The sequence below is a fragment of the Sediminibacterium sp. C3 genome (genome assembly GCF_000508085.1).
Classification (GTDB): domain Bacteria; phylum Bacteroidota; class Bacteroidia; order Chitinophagales; family Chitinophagaceae; genus Sediminibacterium.
This window is the reverse complement of the sequence record NZ_KI669560.1, coordinates 2,262,046-2,279,781: the sequence shown is the minus strand read 5'-3', so window position 1 is coordinate 2,279,781 and position 17,736 is coordinate 2,262,046. Positions and strand designations below refer to the sequence as shown.

Below are 17,736 nucleotides of genomic sequence, written 5' to 3'. Positions count from 1 at the left end.
AGGTCTTATGACCTGGTTTTTTATTATGTGTATTCAGAAGAATTAACGAAGGTTAAATCTAAAGTAGTTGAACTTATAATTTGCTGATTAATTCTTTTGCCATTCTTACATAGTCTGCATTCTTTGCTTCAGTTGCAATGCTGATACATTTTTCAGCACTAGCTTTTGCATCTGCTTTCTGCCCCATGTCTTTTTGAATCTTTGCAGTTAATAAGAATAACCAGAAAGCTTTTGGATTGGCTTCAGTTGCCTTATTTACATTCTTTAATGCTTTTGCATAATCCTTTTCCCACTCATAGTAGAAATTGGCTGCAGCTTGGTAAACATTGGGGTTTACTTTTTCAGCACCAAGCGCTGCTTCTACCTGTGCACGTAATCTGTCTTTTACATTAGTGCTGATTGGAATGCTTACTGCCACCTTACCCCAGCTTAACTGCAGGTCAATGCTTTCTGCCTCTACGTTTGCAAACTGGAAGGTGAAAGTTTCAGTATTGCTATTGGTTTTGGCTGCTTTAACTTTGAAACGAACTACGTCTTCACTTTGCTTGTAGCCATCGGTTCCCCAATTGTTCAAACCTTTGTTTACCACTACTTCCCAGTAGTCAACACCCGGAACGGTATACAATACATAAGCGCCGGTATCTAAAGTGGTTCCACCCATGGTAACTTTATCAGAAAAATGAATTCTGGTGGCAGCATTGGCGCCTGTTCTCCATAACTGATTCAAGGGAACCAACTCCGAATTTTCCTTTAACATTGCTCTTCCCTTTACATTGGGTCTGGAATAAGTCAATTCAATTTTTCCCATTCCAAAATCCTGAGAAATTTTCTGTGTAGTACTAGGCTGGGGCATTCTTATTTGTGCAAAACCCATTACGCTGCTCAATAAGGCAGCTGCAAGTAAAGTCTTTTTCATATCATTAAATGTTTGAACGTCAAACTTAGTTCTTCCCCTTCAATTGCCGCAATTTTTTTAGAAAAATCGGAAGATTGTTTAAGGTTTTAACAAATTGGTTATTTAAATCCGGGATGAAAACGTTGTAGCGTATCTCTTAGATAGTTATTGTCGAGGTGCGTGTATATTTCAGTAGTGGTAATACTTTCATGTCCCAGCATTTCCTGTACAGCTCTTAAGTCGGCGCCTCCTTCCACCAAATGGGTAGCAAAGGAATGCCGGAAGGTATGTGGTGAGATGCTTTTGGTGATTCCTGCTTTTAGTGCCAGCGCTTTGATGATGTAAAAAATCATTACTCTCGACAAACTCTTGCCTCTGTTGTTTAAAAACAGGTAATCTTCAAAGCCGGGTTGAATGGGCTGATGCACTCTTACCTGGTCCTTGTAAATCTTAATACACTTTATAGCGGAACTACCAATGGGAATAAGCCTTTCTTTGTTACCCTTACCAATCACTTTTATAAATTCCACATCCAGGTAGAGTCCTGATATTTTTAAGCCAACCACTTCGCTAACCCTTAAGCCACAACTATACATGGTTTCCAGTATGGCTTTGTTTCTGGTTCCTTCCGGTGTACTTAAATCAATTTGCTGAATGATACTTTCAATTTCATTGAAGTGTAACGTATCGGGCAATTTTCTTTTGGCTTTGGGGACAGTAAGTAATACAGAAGGATCAGCGTTGCAAATCTGTTCTATAATGCAGTATTTAAAAAAACTTCTAATGCCTGATATGATTCTGGATTGTGAGCTGGCTGTCATACCCAGCTGGTTAATCCATTGAATAAATGCCTGCAGGTCTTTTAAAACAATATCCGAAGGAGACTTCTGTTGTTCTGAAGTGGATAGAAAACTGGTTAACATTTCAATATCATGCAGGTAAGCTTCTACCGAATGTTCACTAAGAGATTTCTCCAGTTGCAGATAAGCTTTGAATCCTTTTTTATAGGCCGTCCACATGATTGATAAAGATAACAGCTATATCATTATATTCGCCTATAGACTCAAGTAAAAGTTTCATCGGTATGTTAGTTAATCTTAGATCCTTCAAACAAAAAGTACGTCATAACGCCAAAAGTATGAAGAGGTTTTTGGGTAAGATTGAAAAGAATCCTCCGAAGGGTTTGGATAAAATGGCAGAAAAAGTGGATGCAGAAGTATGGAAGGAAGTGGATTGCCTTAGTTGTGCCAATTGCTGTAAATCGATGAGTCCTACCTTCAATGCAAAGGATCTCAAGCGCATAGCGGCTCATTTGGAAATGTCGGTTGCGGAGTTCAAGGAAAAATGGCTGTATTTTGATGAAGAAGACGGCGATTGGATGAATAAAAAACAACCCTGTCAGTTTCTGAATCTGACGAACAATATGTGCAGCATATATGAAGTAAGACCAGACGATTGTTCCGGTTTCCCCCATCTGAAAAAGAAAAAAATGGTGGAATACATTCATGTTCATCAACAGAATATTGAATACTGTCCGGCTACTTATAAAATGGTGGAAAAATTTCAGGAATTACTCAAGAAGTAGCCTGGCAATTCTGCCGCCACCGCCTGCTAGGAAAACAGCTTTACCTTTTTTGGCTTTCTGCACCACATGAAAGCTGAGTTTGCTGATATTTTCCCAATGCATGCCACCATCGCGTGAAATGTCTACTCCCGAAGTGCCACAACTGATTAGCGTATTTTCATTTAGGTAAACAACGCTGGATCTGTATCCATGCGGAGGGGTTATGGGGTGAGTGAAACTGACGCTTTTGCCAAACTCAACTTTTACTGCATTGCCCTCTCTAACGGTATCTCTTGCAAAATCTCCGCCAACAATAAATGCAAATTTGCCGGAAGGGCTGATGTCTATGGAATTGGCCCCGGTTGATTCTTTTCCCTGTAAAAGGGGTAATGCATAGCTATCCCGCTGATCTCTTGCATTGATGATTCTGGAAGCCTTTCCACCGGTAACTATCCAGGTGGCCGATTTAAATTGTTTATTAGGAGATGCAATCTGCAGATTGCTGCCGCTGGAAGCAAAAAATGCTTCCCCTTCCTGTAAAGGAATACCGTCTTTCAAATGCGCATGCCAACCTTCGCCTTCATTATTACTTAAAGCAAAAAATGCTTTTCCATTGATTGGGTCACCCACAACCTGAATGGTTTTTCCCCCTGCATGCATGGCATCTAAAAACATGCCCTTGGTGCTGTCGGCAAAAACGGTGTACCAACTATTGCCACCGTCTTTGGTTTTTAATATCACTGCCGGTTCTGCAATCCCCATGATAATAGCAATCTTATCGTTATAGGCTTCAATGTCTCTGAAATCCCTTTTTTCAAAACCAGGAACCTGTATCCAGTTAAAGCTTTTTCCACCATCCGTTGACTTTCCCACCATGCCATTGCTGCCACTCACCCAGACAATTTTTTCAGACACCACACTTAATCCACGGATACTGGTCTTGTTGCCCTGTGTCAATACCTCGATAGTTGGAATGGATTGAGCAGCCACTCCTAAACAGCAATTAGCCAGGATGGCAACTAAAAATATTTTTAAATATAACTTCATACCTTCATTTTTGCGCTTGTTAAATCTGGTTTATTCCAATCAAATGGATTGTGTAAACAATAACAAGATAAATTAATTTATTCTCAATATAAATTCAGACGAATGATTCCTTACTGGATGAGCAGGACCCAGTTATTGCTGGGAGATGAGCCCATAGAAACCTTACAGAAAAAACACGTGCTGGTAGTTGGTTTAGGTGGTGTGGGGGGTATTTGTGCGGAAATGATTGCCAGGTCAGGTGTGGGGAAAATGACCATTGTAGATGCAGATACTGTTGACCTAAGCAATACCAACCGTCAGATTCCTGCACTTCATTCTACTGCCGGAAAACTAAAGTCGGAAGTAATGGCAGAAAGATTAAAGGATATTAATCCTGATATTGAATTGATTGTAAAGTCTATTTACATTAAAGATGAAATTACGGGAGAACTGCTTGATGAAGCCCAATATGATTTTGCGGTGGATTGCATTGATACATTGTCTCCCAAAGTGTATTTTATTAAGGCCTGCCTAGAGAGGAAAATACCCTTGGTAAGTTCTTTGGGGGCAGGTGGTAAAGTAGATCCATCACAAGTAGTGATTACCGATATATCCAAAACCTATCAATGTAACCTGGCAAGTTATGTTCGGAAAAAACTACACAGTTTCGGAATTTATAAAGGCGTTACGGTAGTGTTCAGCGCCGAAAGAGTTGACCAGTCCCGCATTATTGAAACCGAAAAAGCTTATCCCAAAAAGTCTATCATCGGAACCATATCCTATATGCCTGCCATATTCGGATGCATGGCCGCGAGCGTCGTAATCAGGGGTTTATTGAAACAGGAAAACTAATACTGTCAGATTAATACAATCGATAAGGCTCAATGACTTTATTCCAGCCGAGTACAGAGGTAAGTTTTGTGCACTGCTGCAGAAAAGCCGGCATGGGTAATTCATACAATTTTTCCGAATTCGCTATTCCGGTGAGTTTGTCAAGATGATGGATTCCATCGGGATTCACATAGGTTTTATAACCAGCCCATGAAAAATGATCCGGGTGCATATCTTTAATCATCCGTAATAAAACCAAACCAAAAAATACAGGTTTGAAACTGTCTGGATACTTTACTTTGAAATGCACCCCTTTGCATTGTTCACCCGCGAATTTGGCATCCTGCGGAATAAAATGGACGGGTTTGGCTTCCAGTTCTTCGCCAAACAAATGATTGATTTGATTTGCCAGCTTTTCATGTTGCAACCAGGGTGCACCAACGGCTTCAAAAGAAAAATCGGTAGATCGCCCTTCTGAGAGATTGGTGGCTTCCAGTAAGCATAGTCCGGGATATAACAATAAAGACTCCGCAGTTTGTATAGCCGGAGAAGTCGGGACAAAAGAAATTCCCCAATCGGACTGGAACATCGACCGGCTCCAATGCTTGCAGGGTATTACTGTAAGGTCGGCTTTAATCCCCCTGGTTTCATTGAAATACAAAGCCAGTTCTCCTAAAGTACAACAATGGCGTAAAGGAATATTCCATCTGCCGATAAATGAGGCACAGGTTTCCTCCAGAAAAGGACCTTCCTGCAAATCGGTCAATCCGGATATGGGATTGGGACGATCGAGTACAATCAGGGGTTTCTGGTATTTTGCACATGCTTCTATTAAATAACTTAGCGTCCATAGGTAGGTATAAAAACGAACACCTACATCAGGTACATCAAAAACCAGAGAATCCAGGTCTTCCATATCTGTTTGATCCGGGGCTAATTTTTGTCCATATAAACTGATAACAGGCAGATCGGTTAATTCATCCACTCCATTATGCATGGGTGCTCCATCTGCCCCTTTTACATTCAGGCCGTGTTCCGGAGAAAACAGTTTGCGAATAGTAAAACCGGCTTTTTGTAGTAAGAGTCTGGACGGTTCTAAACTTTGTGTTGTGGCTGCTTCATTGGTTACGAAACCAATTCTGCTGCTCTTCCATTCAACAGCAGGCAATTGCAACAGATGGTCAATTCCAAATAGTACAGACATATGAAACGGGTTACTGGTCTTTGGTAAAGTGCATTTCGTCTTTTAGGGCTTCCACCACATTGAATATGATGGGACAACGATCGTAATGCATAAACGTGGTAAAAATTCTTCGCTTGAAATGCGGCATATGTAAAGCCGGAAATTCCTTGCATCCCTCGAAGCGGTATTCGTAAACTGAACATTTATTATCAGACAAAAAAGGACAGGGCATGCGGTTCATGATCATTAATCCATTGCTGCCTTTTTCTAAATAAGTCTGATCAAAATCAGATCTGTGCATTTTCAGGTGTCCGGATAATCGGTCTGCTTCGTCCTCGTTCAGGCAAACCATTAAACTTTTACAGCAATTGCCACAGTCTGTGCAAGAGATGGTAGGACTGATTAAAGCATCCAGTTCCTGCACTTTGGCATCTATTTCTTCGTCGTTGAATTCCTTGATAAATGCACTAAAACGATCGTTTTCCTGTTGATGACTGGCAGCATATTCGGCCATCATGGTTAAATTGGTCTGGGGCTGAAAAGGGCTTTTCATTGATGTAAAGGTAGGATTTGGACTATACAATCCACCAAAAACAACGATTTATCCACATAAAAAGGCCTTTTGTAGATAATAAAAATTGGGCTGCGATTTGAGGGACTTAGATTTGCCGTTAGCAATATTCGACTTAAACAGGAATTATGGCAGAAGACAAGAATTTGGTAAAATATGACGAGGATAGCATCCGGTCATTGGATTGGAAGGAACATATCAGGCTTCGTCCGGGTATGTATATTGGTAAGCTGGGAGATGGATCTGCTGCTGACGATGGGGTATATGTGTTAATCAAGGAAGTGATAGACAACTGTATTGATGAATACACCATGGGTCATGGCAAGCAGGTTGAATTGACCATTGAGGGAAAAACAGTTACAGTCAGAGATTATGGTCGCGGTATTCCTTTGGGGAAAGTAGTGGATGTAGTAAGTAAGATTAATACAGGAGCCAAATACGACAGCAAAGCGTTTCAGAAAAGTGTGGGGTTGAATGGAGTGGGTACCAAAGCAGTAAATGCGTTGAGTAGTCATTTCTCTGTTACTTCTTACAGGGATGGTAAAGCAAAAACAGCAGAGTTTGAAAAAGGAGTATTGGTAAAGGATCATAAGGAAACCAAATCGGATGAACCCAACGGTACACTGGTGCAGTTTACCCCGGATGATACGGTTTTCAGGAATTTCCATTTTATTCATGAATATTTAGATAACCAGTTATGGAACTACTGTTATCTGAATGCTGGTTTTGCCATGCATTTCAATGGCAAGAAATATGTGAGTAAAAACGGATTGCTCGATTTATTGCAGCGCAAAACCAATCCGGATGAACTGCGTTATCCAATCATTCATTTGAAAGGAGATGATATTGAAATTGCCATTTCTCACAACAACGATTACGGAGAAGATATCTTCTCCTTTGTAAACGGACAATATACCACACAGGGCGGAACCCATCAGCAGGCTTTCAGAGAGGCATACGTTAAAGTAGTCAGGGATTTTTACAAAAAAGATTACGACGCTTCAGATATCAGAACCAGTATTGTTGCTGCGGTTTCTGTTCGGGTGCAGGAACCCGTTTTTGAAAGCCAGACCAAGACCAAACTTGGCTCACAGAATGTATCTGAGGGCGGGCAAAGTATGAAGTCTTTTGTGTTGGATTTTTTAGCCAAGGAATTGGACAATTTTCTACACAGAAATCCGGCTACTGCGGATGCTTTAAAAAAGCGGATTGAACAGAATGAGCGTGAGCGAAAGGAATTGGCAGGGATTAAAAAACTGGCCAATGAAAGAGCCAAAAAAGCTAATCTGCACAACAAGAAGTTAAGAGATTGCAGGGTACATCTGAATGATGAGTTGCCAGCCAAAAATAAGGAAGCATACATTGCCCTTCAAAAAGATACCACCATTTTTATCACCGAGGGAGACAGTGCCAGTGGTAGTATCACTAAAAGCAGAAATGTAGATACGCAGGCGGTTTTCAGTTTGCGTGGTAAGCCATTGAATTCCTTTGGAGAGACCAAAAAAGTTGTTTATCAGAACGAGGAATTTAATTTGTTGCAACATGCTTTGAATATTGAAGATGGATTGGAAGGATTGCGATACAATAATATTGTTATTGCAACCGATGCCGACGTGGATGGTATGCATATCCGTTTATTGCTGATGACTTTCTTCCTGCAATTCTTTCCAGACTTGGTTAAAAAAGGGCATGTTTATATTTTAGAAACCCCTTTGTTTAGGGTTAGAAATAAACAGGAAACCATTTATTGTTATGATGAGTCAGAAAAGCAAGCTGCAACTTCTAAACTAGGTAATAAGCCAGAGATTACCCGATTCAAGGGATTGGGAGAAATTTCTCCGGAAGAGTTCGGTCGTTTCATTGGAAGGGATATGCGTTTACAACCGGTTATTTTAGAACAGGGAGATCATATACAAGACTTCCTGGAATACTATATGGGTAAGAATACCATGGAAAGACAAGAGTTCATTATCAATAATCTGAGAGTTGAACTAGATTTAGTTGACTAATAAAAAAGAATAGATGATTCATATTGTATTTGAAGCAGCCAATGTAAAAGTTTTGCAGCAGGCTATGGAGCTGGATGAGAGTTTGAATGGCGAAGTCCTGGAAATTAAAGACGATTTTGCTGTTGGGCCTATCGACGATATTTATGCAACAGAAGGATATCAGCAAAGAAGGAACTGGTGGAAGGAAGTATTGGAAAATTCACCATACGAGAACCAACTGGATCTGGTAGATGATAAAATGACAGTACACCAGTTGATGAGGCAACTGCAGGAAGAGGAATCCCTTGAATTGTGGATCTGGATGGGGCAGAATGCCCATGATGTTTGCGGATATTACTGGCTAATGAGTCAACTGGCTGAATTCGCTGGCAGAATCCAGGTCTTGTATTTAAATAATCTGCCCTTCTTTAATGAGAAAGGAAATATTTTTTATCCCACTCACTTACACCAAATACAACCGCGTGAATTTATGAAGGCCAAAAAATTGGCAAGGCCTATTACACTGAGTGAATTTGAAGTGGATCCGGATGAGTGGAAAAAAACGATGCGCGAAAATGCACTCGTTCGTTTTTGGAAGGGGGTAAAAAATTGTAGCTAAGGAAGTGCAGTTTTTTGATAAGTACCTGCTGGCGCAAATTGGAAAAGAAGCACAAAAACTAAATAAGATTATTTCCGCCGCACAGAGTAAAATGCCTGTTCAGACGGGAGATGCTTTTCTGGTATGGCGTTTACGAAGTCTTGCAAATGAAGGAAAGTTAACAGTTCAGGGAGATTGGACAAAAGGCTGGAAGGAAATTACAATTCAGCTTCCTGCTGCATAGTAGAAGTGAAATGGTTGTACGTTTTATGAAAAAATTAAGTTGGTAGTTTTAAGGATATAGCATGGCAAAAGAGAAAATAGACAGAAGGGTTTTTGAAAATGAAACCGGTGTTCAGGGACAATATAAAAATTGGTTCCTGGAATATGCATCGTATGTAATCTTGGAAAGGGCAGTGCCAGCATTGGAAGATGGTTTGAAGCCGGTGCAAAGGAGAATTCTTCACTCCATGAAAGAAATGGATGATGGTAGGTTTAATAAGGTAGCCAATATCATTGGGCAGAGTATGCAGTACCATCCTCATGGAGATGCCAGTATTGGGGACGCTTTGGTAAACCTAGGACAGAAGGATTTGCTGATTGAAACTCAGGGTAACTGGGGCGATGTTAGAACAGGCGATTCAGCAGCCGCTTCCCGATATATTGAAGCCCGTTTGTCTAAGTTTGCTTTAGAAGTTGCTTTTAATACTAAAACTACTGAGTGGCAGTTAAGTTATGATGGAAGAAAGAACGAGCCGGTTCATCTTCCCATGAAATTCCCCTTGTTGCTGGCTCAGGGTGCTGATGGTATTGCGGTTGGGTTGTCTACCAAGATACTGCCACATAATTTCTGTGAACTGATTGATGCTGCTATAAAATATTTAAAAGGAAGAAAATTTGAATTGTATCCTGATTTTCAGACCGGGGGTATGATTGATGTTTCGGCTTATAATGAAGGTAAGCGTGGGGGTAAAGTTCGTGTACGTGCACATATAGAAGAGCTGGATAAAAAAACACTGGTAATTAAAGATGTTCCTTATGGTGTAACCACAACCCAATTAATGGAGAGCATTACCAAGGCCAATGAACAGGGGAAAATTAAGATTAAAAAAGTAACGGATGTAACGGCCAAGGAAGTTGAAATACATATTGACTTGGCTCCCGGTATTTCTCCGGATATCACCATAGACGCTTTATATGCATTTACGGATTGTGAAGTAAGCATTTCTCCAAATGCCTGTGTAATTGAAGCCCATAAGCCCCGTTTCATGGGTGTTCAGGAATTACTGAAGTCTTCAGTTGATTTAACCAAAGGGCTTTTACAGAAAGAACTGGAAATTAAGCTGGCAGAATTAGAAGACAAATGGCACTATACTTCACTAGAAAAAATATTCTTTGAAGAAAAAATATATAAGGAGTTAGAGCAGAAGCATGCTACTTGGGAAGAAGTAATTCAAGCCATAGACAAAGCATTTGGTCCTTTTAAGAAAAAACTGAAAAGACCCGTTGAGCGCGAAGATATTTTGAAGCTGACAGAAAAGCCAGTCAGAAGAATTTATCGTTTGGATATTAATGAATTGAATAATCAAATCAAGAATATTGAGGCCGATATTCAGCAGGTTAACCATGATCTTGAGCACCTGACTGATTTTGCCATTGCCTACTATGATAATCTTTTAAAGAAATTCGGTAAAGGCAGGGAAAGAAAGACAGAGATTAAAGAGTTTGATACCATTCAGGTTAAACATGTTGCCATTGCCAACACTAAATTGTACATTAACCGGGCAGAAGGCTTTATTGGTACAGGTCTTAAAAAAGATGAATTCTTATGTGAGTGTTCCGATTATGACGATATTATCGCTTTTACCAAATCTGGTATCATGAAAGTGATAAAAGTTTCTGATAAAACTTTTATTGGGAAAGAGATTATTCATGCAGCCATTTTTGTAAAGAATGATGAACGTACCACTTACAATATGATTTATCTGGATGGCAAATCGGGCGTTAGTTATGCCAAGCGATTTAATGTTACCGGAGTAACCCGCGATAAGGAATACGATTTAACCAAGGGAACAGAAAAAAGCAAAGTACATTATTTGTCTGCCAATCCAAACGGGGAGGCAGAAGTCTTGAAAGTTGTACTGAGTCCAAATTGTACTGCCCGTATCAAGGAGCTTGATTTCTATTTTGAAGAACTGGAAATCAAGGGAAGAGGAAGTATGGGTAATCAAGTTACTAAGTATCCAATCAAGACTGTTAAACTAAAAGAAGCTGGTAAGAGTACTTTGGCTGGAAGAAAACTCTGGTTCGATGATAAGTTTGGCAGACTAAATACAGAAGAGAAAGGACTGTATTTGGGGATATTCGAAGATGAGCGTATCCTGGTAATTTACAAGGATGGTTCATACGAATTAACTGATACTGAAATTACACAACGATTTGAACCAGAGAAAGTAGCGCTGATTGAACAGTTTAATCCAGAGAAGACCATCACGGCAGTGTACCTGGATGCCGAGAAGGGGCAGTACAATATCAAGCGATTCAAAATTGAAACCAGTACACTGAAAACCCAGTTCACATTTATCAAAGAAGGAAAGGACAATCGTCTGGAAGCGGTAACCACAGAAGCAGAACCCATTCTGGTGGTACAAACCGGACGGGGACAACAGGTTCGCAAAGCCAAATTTAAAGTGGCTAAAATGGTAGAAGTGATGGGATGGAAAGCTGTTGGTGCCAAGCTGACCGATTTTAACAAGAGCATTGAAATGGAGTGGGAAACAAGACCACCTGCGGACACAGCGCAAACTGAGTTATTTTAAATCAGCCATATGGAACCTATTCAAGTTGGTCAATACAATACATTAAAAGTGAGCCGAAAGGTAGACTTTGGTTTTTATCTGGACGATGGTGCAGAAGGGATTTTATTGCCCAAGCGTTTTGCACCCAAAGACCTGAAAATTGGTGACGAATTGCGCGTGTTTGTTTATCACGATTCTGATAATCGTTTAATTGCCACAACACAGGAACCCAAAGCAGTGGTAGGTGAAATTGCCAAACTGAAAGTGGTATCTGTTACAAAACAAGGTGCTTTCCTGGACTGGGGATTAATGAAGGATTTATTTGTTCCGGTTTCTAAACAGATTTCCGGAATGCGTATGGGTGGTTCTTATCTGGTAATGCCCTATATTGATGAAATGACGGGTCGTGTTGCCGCTACGGAGAAGATAGAAAATTTAATGAGCAACGATGATTTAACGGTGAAAGAAATGGAGCCGGTAGATTTGTTTGTTTACAGAACCTCAGAGCTGGGTTATGTGATGATCATCAATAACAAACATATTGGCATACTGCACGGCAATGAAGTTTTTCAAAAATTGGAAATTGGAGATAAAGTAAAAGGGTTTATAAAAACCATCAGACCGGATAATAAAATTGATGTGATATTGGGTAAACCTGGTTTTTCCAAAGTAGAAGATGAGGGACAGAAAATACTTCAGCTCTTACGTGAGAACAATGGATACCTTCCATATAACGACAAGTCTGATCCCACAGATATTTATGATTTCTTTGGCATGAGCAAGAAAGCTTTTAAGATGACCACCGGGAATTTATATAAGCAGAAACTGATCAGTTTTACCCAGACAGGTATTCAGTTAATTGAATCCTAATTGTGCTAACACATGTTAGTATTTTGATTAACTTCGCTGCTCAAATTCAAGGAATATGTCTACAAAAACAGTTTATATTATTTCGGCAGTAAGAACGCCAATTGGAAGTTTTGGTGGAAGTTTAAAAGATTTTACTGCTACCCAATTAGGTGGCATTGCAATTAAAGGTGCATTGGCCAAAGCCGGCATAGATGCCAATCTCGTAAACGAAGTGTTGATGGGTTGTGTGATACAGGCCAATACGGGTCAGGCCCCTGCCAGGCAAGCTGCAAAATTTGCCGGACTTCCGGATTCTGTAATTGCTACAACTGTTAATAAGGTTTGTGCCAGTGGTATGAAAGCCATTGCACAAGGTGTTCAGAGTATCCTTTTAGGAGACTCTGATATTGTGGTGGCTGGTGGCATGGAAAGTATGAGTAATGTTCCTTTCTACAGTCCGAATATGCGCTGGGGAAATAAGTACGGAAATGTGCAAATGATTGATGGTCTTGCGAAAGACGGATTAACCGATGTGTATCACAATTATGCAATGGGCAATGCAGCTGAATTGTGTGCCAAGGAATGCAATATCAGCAGAGAAGATCAGGATTCATTTGCAATTGAAAGTTATAAGAGAAGTCAGGCTGCATGGGAAAAGGGCTGGTTCAATGAGGAAATTGTTCCTGTTGAAATTCCTCATAAAAAAGGAGATCCTATTATCTTTTCTAAAGATGAAGAACCCTATAATGTTAAGTTCGATAAAATTGCTGGATTAAAACCGGCTTTCGTAAAGGATGGTACTGTTACTGCTGCGAATGCAAGTACTATGAACGATGGTGCGGCTGCTTTGGTATTAATGAGCAAGGAAAAAGCAGATGCGTTAGGCATTAAACCTCTGGCGATTGTTCGCTCTTATGCGGATGCAGAACAGGCTCCTGAATGGTTTACCACCACCCCTTCATTGGCTGTACCCAAAGCAGTTGCCAAAGCAGGATTGAAAATGAGTGAAATTGATTTTGTGGAATTGAATGAAGCATTTTCTGTGGTAGGAATTGTAAATACACAGAAAATGAATTTATCATCTGAAAAAGTAAATGTGCATGGTGGTGCAGTTTCTATTGGACATCCATTAGGCTGTAGCGGTGCAAGAATCATTGTTACATTAATCAATGTACTGAAGCAGCAAGGTGGCAAGATAGGTGCAGCAGGTATTTGTAATGGGGGCGGAGGTGCCAGTGCAATGGTAGTGGAACTTGCCTAATAATTACTAATTCCCACTCTCTGTTGAATATATTCAGATTGCGTGGCGGCTTTCAGCATTTCCAGTGCAAGGTCGCCCGCATTTATTCTGAAATGATTGGGTTCCGGCACATAGTTAAGGCTAGTAATATAAATACCCGTTTCTTCTTTATCTTTTATATCCGCAGGGCAGAAAAAAGTCCAGTCCAGATTGCTTTCCAATAGAGTTTCAAAAGCTTTTAAGTGTTCATTGCCTACGGCAAGGTATTCCTCAGGATAGTCCTCGCCATGCAAAATCAGGGTATTGTCTTCAGCATTCAGCACACCTAATCCGCCAAGGGCCACAATTCTTCTTTTCCCTTTTTTCTGCATCTGTTCTACGATGTATTTGATGCCCAGGCTTCTGGTTTTATCTGATCCATCGGAAGCCCCACCTAATACTGAGATTATTACATCTGCATGTTCTATGGCTTTTGCCACATCTTTTTCATTGAATAAATACCCTTTTTGCGCGGTCAGTAATTCATTGGTAGTATCCCTGTCAAGCAGGGATTCAACATTTCTTCCGAATGCAGTTACATGGTGACCCTGGTTTAAAGCCATTTGTACAATTCTTTTGCCCACCTGACCAGTTGCTCCAAAAACAGTAATATTCATATAAAGGGAATTTAGGTACTAGGCTGCTACCTGCTCTGCAATTTCACTCATATTGATGCCCTGGTGGCTTTCATCGTAAACACATTCACCGTTTCTGATAATCAGAATTTGCGGAGACTCATGGTATACACTGAATTTATTGGCAATTTCGTTGGAAATATTGCGATAGTTCAATAAATCGAGGTAATAGAAATTAGCATTGGCAGGAGCTTCTTCTCTTTCCAAACGGTTCAATGCCATGGAGCTGATTGAGCAACGGGTACTATGTTTAAAAATTACCTGAGGCTTATCAAATGAATCCTTAATTATCTGATCAAGTGCTGATAAATTTGTTAAATGAATCCAGTTCATAATGCTTATTTCTGCAAAATTAATTCATTTAACACAAGCCAGGCAGATTACCCTCTGAAATAGCGGGGATTGGTGGTTGGGCATCCCTTTCCTTTAACAGAAGCACAGGAACTGAATACCAGCGCTGTGCTGATGGCGATAAGAAGAATGAGACTGATTTTTTTCATGCTGTTGGGCTTTATCTTGGAAGATGTATTTTGCACCTGATCAAAGATATTCATTTAGGTGAATATGCTGCCTGTTTTAGGCTTTGATATTGTTAAATTGTTTTGACTAAACTTATAAACGTATGAAGGTTCATTTTATTTCAATAGGGGGTAGTGTGATGCATCAACTTGCCATTGCACTTAAGAAGAAAGGGTATCAGATAACCGGCACGGATGACGAAATTTTTGAACCAGCGCTCAGCAATCTCAGGGAATCAGGTATTTTACCGGAAAATATTGGATGGAATTCCGAACTCATAACACCTGACCTGGATGCAGTAATCCTGGGAATGCATGCCAGAGCAGACAATCCGGAGTTGTTGAAAGCCAGAGAATTAGGACTTCCCATTTATTCATTTCCTGAATATATTTATCAGGAGTCTGTGCAGAAAAAGCGGATTATTGTGGGAGGTAGTCATGGAAAGACCACTACCACTAGTATGATTATGCATGTGCTGAAAGAGCAAGGTATGGCTTTTGATTATTTGGTGGGAGCAAAACTGACGGGTTTTGAGCAGTCGGTTCAAATTACCTATGCACCTGTTATCGTTTGTGAGGGAGATGAATATCCCGCCAGCGTTTTAGAAAAAAGACCCAAATTTCATTTTCTGTTTCCTCATGTTGCTATTCTTACGGGAATTGCCTGGGATCATATCAATGTTTTTCCCACATTCGATTTTTATCTGGAACAGTTTGTAATATTTATTCAGAAGATAGAACCAGGAGGCATTTTGATCTATAATGATACGGATCCGGTGCTGGTTGAACTGATAGAGAAGAACAAAAGATCAGATATTCAATATCAAGCTTATGGTATTCCTCAACATGAAATAAAGAATGGATCTACAACACTGGAAGTAAATGGTATTAAAGGTGTTTTAAGTGTTTTTGGGAATCACAATCTAATGAATGCTATGGCTGCGTATTATGCCTGCTTGCAATTAGGTATTTCTGCGGAAGCTTTTTTACAATCAATTGCGAACTTTACCGGCGCAGCTAAAAGATTGGAATTACTGGCAAAAAGCGATGTTACCAACGTCTATCGAGATTTTGCACACGCGCCAAGCAAAGTAAAAGCTACGGTGGAAGCAGTAAAAAAGCAGTTTCCGGAAAGAAAATTAATTGCCATTTTGGAGTTGCACACTTACAGTAGTCTGAATGTAAATTTCATGAATGAATACAAAGGCGTCCTGGATGGGGTAGATGAAGCAGTAGTGTTTTATGCAAAGCATGCATTGGAAATCAAGAAGATGCCCGATTTGCCGGCAGATAAAGTGAAGGAAGGATTTGGAAATGATGCATTGATTGTACTGAATGACAAGTCTGAATTGTTGAATTGGCTAATGAAAATTAACAGGGTTAATGCAAATATTCTGTTCATGAGTAGTGGAAATTATGATGGATTAAACATAAATTCGTTGGCAGAAGAAATCATGCCAACCTCATCCTGAAATTATAGAATGAAATTAAATTTAACCAGCCCCATCGCTTTTATTGATCTTGAAACAACCGGTGTAAATATCAGTAATGACCGAATAGTAGAGATTGCCATAGTAAAAATATTAACGGATGGAACCAGACAGGTAAAGAGAAAACTAATTAACCCACAGATACCTATACCTGCCGGAGCATCTGATGTTCATGGTATCACAGATGAAATGGTTAAAGATGCGCCTAGTTTTAAACAGGTTGCCAATGAAATAAAACAGTTTATTGAAAATTGCGATTTGGGTGGATATAACAGCAATCGTTTTGATATTCCGATGCTCATTGAAGAGTTTTTGAGAGCAGGAGTGCCTTTCTCAGCGGATGGCAGAAAGTTGGTGGATGTTCAGAAAGTTTTTCATATGATGGAACAAAGAACACTGGGAGCGGCCTATAAATTTTATTGCAATAAAACCCTTGAAGATGCACATAGTGCAGAAGCAGATGCTACTGCTACCTGGGAAGTATTGGAAGCGCAGATAGAAAGATATCCTCAGATAGGGAATACAGTAGAAAGCATTGTGAAGTTTACCGGAGAAGATGATATTGTAGATTTCGCCAGAAGATTTGTAAAGGAAAATGGGGTAGAAGTTTTCAACTTCGGAAAGCACAAGGGGAAACCGGTGGTTCAGGTGCTTAAAGAAGAACCTCAGTATTATGATTGGATGATGAAAGGAGACTTTGCCATGAACACCAAACAGAAATTAACAGAAATATTAAACAGAACCCTGCTTAAAAAATAAATGCCGGAGAAAATTGTCATCATACCAACCTATAATGAGAAAGATAATATCTCTTCTATGATAGATGCCGTGATGGCATTGAATCAGGGATATCATATTCTGGTGATAGATGATGGTTCTCCGGACGGTACTGCTGAAATTGTAAAAAGCGCCATTCAACAATATCCGGGTCAGGTTTTTCTGGAGGAGCGAAAAGGAAAATTAGGGTTAGGGACTGCTTATATACATGGATTTAAATGGTGTCTTCTGCGAGACTATGCATTTATTTTTGAAATGGATGCCGATTTTTCTCATGACCCTAATGACCTGGAAAGGCTATATGCTGCTTGTAAACAAGGCAATGCAGATCTTGCTATTGGCAGCAGATACGTAAAGGGCGGACAAACAGAGAACTGGCCATGGGATCGTCAGTTGTACTCCAGGGGTGGTGCTTTGTATACCAAACTGCTTACCTGGATGCCCATACAGGACCCTACTGCCGGATTTATCTGCTACAAAAGGGAAGTGCTTGAAGCAATTAATTTTGATATGATTTCTTTTGTAGGATATGCATTTCAAATAGAAATGAAATTTGCCGCATGGAAACTTGGGTTCAAAATTGTTGAAGTGCCCATTATTTTCAGAGACCGTAAAGTTGGAGTTAGCAAAATGAATAAAGGCATCATTAAAGAGGGGGTGCTTGGTGTTATCAGCATACAATGGCAAAGTATGTTTAAGAACTACAGAAAACGGGTAAAAGCCAGTTAATATTT

18 protein-coding genes are annotated in these 17,736 nt (G+C 40.0%); 11 read left to right on the top strand and 7 right to left on the bottom strand.

The window, feature by feature from the left end; translation table 11 throughout:
• Positions 1-73 precede the first annotated feature (73 nt).
• Both F777_RS0110605 and xerD read right to left on the bottom strand, forming a co-directional pair.
• A complete protein-coding gene (locus tag F777_RS0110605) occupies positions 74-916 on the bottom strand; it encodes a DUF2911 domain-containing protein (protein ID WP_026752020.1) in 843 nt (280 codons plus the stop codon).
• Positions 917-1,014: 98 nt separating this feature from the next.
• Positions 1,015-1,914: a site-specific tyrosine recombinase XerD gene (xerD, locus tag F777_RS0110600; RefSeq protein WP_026752019.1), complete on the bottom strand. Its 900-nt coding sequence runs from the start codon at positions 1,912-1,914 to the stop codon at positions 1,015-1,017.
• A 119-nt stretch (positions 1,915-2,033) separates the two neighbouring features.
• On the opposite strand from xerD, the gene F777_RS0110595 reads away from it, so the two are divergent.
• Positions 2,034-2,480 carry a YkgJ family cysteine cluster protein gene (locus F777_RS0110595; protein ID WP_161631508.1) on the top strand — a complete coding sequence of 149 codons (447 nt, stop codon included), beginning with the start codon at positions 2,034-2,036 and terminating at the stop codon, positions 2,478-2,480.
• Here F777_RS0110595 and F777_RS0110590 read toward each other — a convergent pair.
• Positions 2,466-3,506: a WD40/YVTN/BNR-like repeat-containing protein gene (locus F777_RS0110590; RefSeq protein WP_051408560.1), complete on the bottom strand. Its 1,041-nt coding sequence runs from the start codon at positions 3,504-3,506 to the stop codon at positions 2,466-2,468. The two genes, F777_RS0110595 and F777_RS0110590, sit on opposite strands and share 15 nt — an antisense overlap.
• Before the next feature lie 102 nt (positions 3,507-3,608).
• Between F777_RS0110590 and F777_RS0110585 the strand changes: the two genes are divergently transcribed.
• A complete protein-coding gene (locus F777_RS0110585; RefSeq protein WP_026752016.1) occupies positions 3,609-4,337 on the top strand; it encodes a tRNA threonylcarbamoyladenosine dehydratase in 729 nt (242 codons plus the stop codon).
• A 10-nt stretch (positions 4,338-4,347) separates the two neighbouring features.
• On the opposite strand, the gene F777_RS16490 is transcribed toward F777_RS0110585, so the two are convergent.
• Both F777_RS16490 and F777_RS16485 read right to left on the bottom strand, forming a co-directional pair.
• Entirely contained in the window at positions 4,348-5,520 is a 1,173-nt protein-coding gene (locus F777_RS16490) for an exo-beta-N-acetylmuramidase NamZ family protein (RefSeq protein WP_037369378.1), read from the bottom strand.
• Positions 5,521-5,530: 10 nt separating this feature from the next.
• On the bottom strand, positions 5,531-6,052 hold the full coding sequence (locus F777_RS16485; protein ID WP_051408559.1) for a YkgJ family cysteine cluster protein: 522 nt from the start codon (positions 6,050-6,052) through the stop codon (positions 5,531-5,533).
• A 146-nt stretch (positions 6,053-6,198) separates the two neighbouring features.
• Here F777_RS16485 and F777_RS0110570 point away from each other — a divergent pair, with 146 nt between their 5' ends.
• The 6 genes from F777_RS0110570 to F777_RS0110550 all read left to right on the top strand — a co-directional run bounded on the left by F777_RS0110570 (position 6,199) and on the right by F777_RS0110550 (position 13,564).
• Positions 6,199-8,079, top strand: coding sequence for a DNA topoisomerase IV subunit B (locus F777_RS0110570; RefSeq protein WP_026752015.1), 1,881 nt, complete (start codon positions 6,199-6,201; stop codon positions 8,077-8,079).
• A 13-nt stretch (positions 8,080-8,092) separates the two neighbouring features.
• Positions 8,093-8,677, top strand: a complete 585-nt coding sequence (locus F777_RS16480; protein WP_051408558.1) for a DUF1835 domain-containing protein — start codon at positions 8,093-8,095, stop codon at positions 8,675-8,677.
• A gap of 4 nt (positions 8,678-8,681) precedes the next feature.
• Positions 8,682-8,900 (top strand): DUF3658 domain-containing protein, encoded by a 219-nt coding sequence (locus F777_RS18405; protein ID WP_051408557.1) that lies wholly within the window; start codon positions 8,682-8,684, stop codon positions 8,898-8,900.
• Between the two features lie 61 nt (positions 8,901-8,961).
• Positions 8,962-11,475, top strand: coding sequence for a DNA gyrase/topoisomerase IV subunit A (locus F777_RS0110560; protein WP_037369377.1), 2,514 nt, complete (start codon positions 8,962-8,964; stop codon positions 11,473-11,475).
• Positions 11,476-11,484: 9 nt separating this feature from the next.
• A complete protein-coding gene (locus tag F777_RS0110555) occupies positions 11,485-12,324 on the top strand; it encodes a CvfB family protein (RefSeq protein ID WP_037369375.1) in 840 nt (279 codons plus the stop codon).
• Positions 12,325-12,379: 55 nt separating this feature from the next.
• Positions 12,380-13,564, top strand: a complete 1,185-nt coding sequence (locus tag F777_RS0110550) for an acetyl-CoA C-acyltransferase (RefSeq protein WP_026752012.1) — start codon at positions 12,380-12,382, stop codon at positions 13,562-13,564.
• Here F777_RS0110550 and F777_RS0110545 read toward each other — a convergent pair.
• Entirely contained in the window at positions 13,561-14,199 is a 639-nt protein-coding gene (locus F777_RS0110545; protein WP_026752011.1) for an NAD(P)-dependent oxidoreductase, read from the bottom strand. The genes F777_RS0110550 and F777_RS0110545 overlap by 4 nt on opposite strands.
• Before the next feature lie 18 nt (positions 14,200-14,217).
• Positions 14,218-14,550: a bacillithiol system redox-active protein YtxJ gene (gene ytxJ, locus F777_RS0110540; protein ID WP_026752010.1), complete on the bottom strand. Its 333-nt coding sequence runs from the start codon at positions 14,548-14,550 to the stop codon at positions 14,218-14,220.
• A 289-nt stretch (positions 14,551-14,839) separates the two neighbouring features.
• On the opposite strand from ytxJ, the gene murC reads away from it, so the two are divergent.
• Genes murC through F777_RS0110520 form a run of 3 tightly spaced genes read left to right on the top strand, consistent with a single transcriptional unit; the run spans position 14,840 to position 17,731 of the window.
• Positions 14,840-16,207 carry a UDP-N-acetylmuramate--L-alanine ligase gene (murC, locus tag F777_RS0110530; RefSeq protein ID WP_026752009.1) on the top strand — a complete coding sequence of 456 codons (1,368 nt, stop codon included), beginning with the start codon at positions 14,840-14,842 and terminating at the stop codon, positions 16,205-16,207.
• A 9-nt stretch (positions 16,208-16,216) separates the two neighbouring features.
• Complete coding sequence (locus F777_RS0110525) at positions 16,217-16,984, top strand: 3'-5' exonuclease (RefSeq protein WP_026752008.1); 768 nt, start codon at positions 16,217-16,219, stop codon at positions 16,982-16,984.
• Complete coding sequence (locus F777_RS0110520; RefSeq protein WP_026752007.1) at positions 16,985-17,731, top strand: polyprenol monophosphomannose synthase; 747 nt, start codon at positions 16,985-16,987, stop codon at positions 17,729-17,731.
• Positions 17,732-17,736: the final 5 nt, after the last annotated feature.